Origin of the sequence: Microtetraspora fusca (assembly GCF_001570365.1) — a bacterium.
Lineage (GTDB): Bacteria > Actinomycetota > Actinomycetes > Streptosporangiales > Streptosporangiaceae > Microtetraspora > Microtetraspora fusca.
In genome coordinates this window covers 1-2,173 of record NZ_BBYK01000056.1, presented here as the reverse complement: position 1 = coordinate 2,173, position 2,173 = coordinate 1, and the positions used below count along the sequence as shown (strand labels likewise).

Below are 2,173 nucleotides of genomic sequence, written 5' to 3'. Positions count from 1 at the left end.
GACCTCTCCTCACCTCGCGTCCGGGGGTTGGCGCCACGCCCTTTCGGCCGGGCTCACGGCACTCTCCGTTTCGGCTCACGGGATGCACCCCTTTCGACCCGGCTCGCCGACGTCGTGGGGCGCGTGGCAGGGGCCGGTGGGGCCACCGTCGCCCGTCCGGGCCGGTTCGGGCGACCGGCTCATGGCGTACACGGTCGGATGGTCGAACACCCAGCTCAGCGGGAGGTCCACGGACAGCTCGGCCGAGAGTTTGGCGACCAGGACGGGAGCCAGCAGGCTGTGGCCGCCGACGTCGAAGAAGTCGTCGTACCGGCCGACCTCGCGCCCGAGCGCCTCGGCCCAGACGGCGGCGATCCGGCGCTCCAGCTCGGTGACGGGTTCCGCCTCACCGAACGGCTCCCGGCCGTCCCGGTCGCGTTGCGGGTCCTCGGCGAGCGTGCCGGAGACCAGGCCTTCATCGGCGAGCGAGCGGCGGTCGATCTTGCCGGTGGCCGTGCGCGGCAGCTCGTCACGGAGCACGACCTGCGCGGGCACCAGGTGAGCGGGCAGGCGGCGGGCCAGGGCGCGCTTCAGCTCGGCGGGAACGCACGGGGCCGCGCCCTCGGCGGGCACCACGTGCGCGACGAGGACGGCGTCGTCCCCGGCCCGCGCCGCCACGACGGCGGCCTGCCCCACCTCCGGGAACTCGTCGAGCGCGGCCTCGACCTCGCCGGGCTCGACCCGCATCCCCCGGATCTTGACCTGGTGGTCCGCCCTCCCGAGCAGCTCGATCCGGCCGTCCGAACGCACTCTCGCCAGGTCTCCTGTTCGGTACAGCCGCTCCCCCGACCCGGCCGGATCGGGCAGGAACCGCTCGGCGGTGAGCGCGGGGCGGCCGAGGTAGCCGCGGGCCAGGCAGCGTCCGCCGACGTACAGCTCGCCGGGGACGCCGCCGGGCACCGGGAGGAGGCCGCCGTCCAGAACGCAGGCGCGTACACCCGCGATCGGGCGGCCGACGGGTACGCCGTGCGCCCCCTCGCCCGGCTGGGAGTCGCCCGAGTCGGCCTGTTCGACCGGAGTCGGCGCGGTGTCCGGCTCGGGGCAGAGCGCGTCCCACGCCTCCGACGCGCCGTAGAGGTTGACGAGCGTCCGCCCCGGCATCCGCTCGTGGAACAGCCGGGAGAGCTCCTGGGACAGCGGCTCGCCGCTGCTGATCCAGGTCGTCAGGCGGGGCAGGCGCGCGTCCAGGTCGGGCACGGCGCGCAGGAGCACCCGCAGCAGGGACGGCACGAGCAGCAGGCGGGTGACCCGGCCGGAGGCGAGTTCCTCGACGAACGCCAGCGGGTCGCGGACCGTGGCGGGCTCGACCACCACGGTGGGAACCCCCGCGAGCGGCGGGCCGAGCAGTTCCCAGAGACTGTCCACGAACCCGATCGCGGTCTTCTGACAGCACACCTCGTCCGGCCCGAACGGCAGATCGCGCCACATCCAGGCGAGCCGGTTGAGCAGCGAGCGACCGGTGATCGCCACCCCCTTGGGCCGTCCCGTCGAGCCCGAGGTGTAGATGACGGCCGCGAGCCCGTCCGGGTCCGCCGCGACGGGCAGCGTGACGGCCTCGCCGATGTCGCCGTGCACGGCCGGGGCGTTCTCGGTGATGCCGGCCGAGGGCCGGCGGACGGGCACCGGCCGCGTCCCGGCGGGCAGTCCAGCGGAGTACGCGGGACCGGAGGGGTTCGTGGAGTCGCCAGAAGGGGCCCAGGGGCCGGGCGGGTCGATCACCACGAGCGCCGCCCCGGCGTCCTCGATCATGTACGCGAGGCGCTCGATGGGGAGTGCGGGGTCGAGCGGGAGGTACGCGGCTCCGGCGTACAGGATGCCGAGGAGCGCCACGGGCAGGTCCGGTCCCGGCGGCAGGCAGACGCCCACGACGCTTTCGGGGCCGGCGCCGAAGGCGCGCAGGCGGGCTGCCAGTTCCCGGGCGCGACGGTCCACCTCGCCGTAGGTCAGCTCACCGGTCGCTTCGGCGTCGGTGCGATCCGCGCGGGGAGCGTCGGATTCGATGTCATGGGCGCGCGAGCGGGTGATGAAGGCGACGGCGTCCGGGGTCGCGGCGGCGCGGCGGGCGAAGAGGTCGGCGATGCGGTCCTCATCCGTGGCGGCCGCCCCGGCCAGCGTGTACGGCTCGCCGGGCGGG

General features: G+C 75.4%; 1 protein-coding gene. It reads right to left on the bottom strand.

Annotated features, from left to right (window positions below; genetic code table 11):
* Window positions 1-75: 75 nt before the first annotated feature.
* On the bottom strand, window positions 76-2,173 hold a 2,098-nt coding region (locus tag AWQ68_RS25110; protein WP_157545693.1), incomplete at its 5' end, for a non-ribosomal peptide synthetase.